We start from the raw sequence: 436 nt of genomic DNA, 5'->3' as shown, positions 1-436 counted from the left end.
CTCAAAAGGAGCAAGAAAAAACGATTTCGCTGCACAGCGCTTCCCGCACCCGCCGCAATATCTTCACCCAGCACCTGTATATTCATATTTTTCAGCGCGATCCAACAAATGAATAGGAGAATGACAGATAAGATAAGAGCTATTTTTACATGCTCCCAGTTTGACCCATAAACTGACCCAGTGATATATACATTGGCTTGTGATGCCCGGTAAATCGGACCTTTGATCATCAGCAGAGTCGTCATCGCCTGCGCCGACATATAAAATCCGATTCCGATAAGCACCAGCCGAAATGTGGAGGCGCCATTTTTATATGCAAGTAAATAGACGATGAGACCGACAGCTGAGGCGCCGATAAATGCGGCCGCTGGAAGCCATGACAGGCTGATCGTCAGTGAACTGCTGCGGTCTGAGAAGAACATCATTAAAAGCACGA

1 protein-coding gene is annotated in these 436 nt (G+C 47.0%); it reads right to left on the bottom strand.

Annotated elements, in window-relative coordinates; translation table 11 throughout:
• Positions 1-436 (bottom strand): iron chelate uptake ABC transporter family permease subunit (locus RVS70_RS22540; protein ID WP_321134964.1); only part of this gene is annotated, 436 nt, incomplete at both ends.

The sequence above is a fragment of the Virgibacillus sp. M23 genome (assembly GCF_034190895.1).
GTDB lineage: Bacteria > Bacillota > Bacilli > Bacillales > Amphibacillaceae > Virgibacillus > Virgibacillus salarius.
Note: the sequence above shows the minus strand (reverse complement) of the source record. Positions and strands in the feature narration are given on the sequence as shown.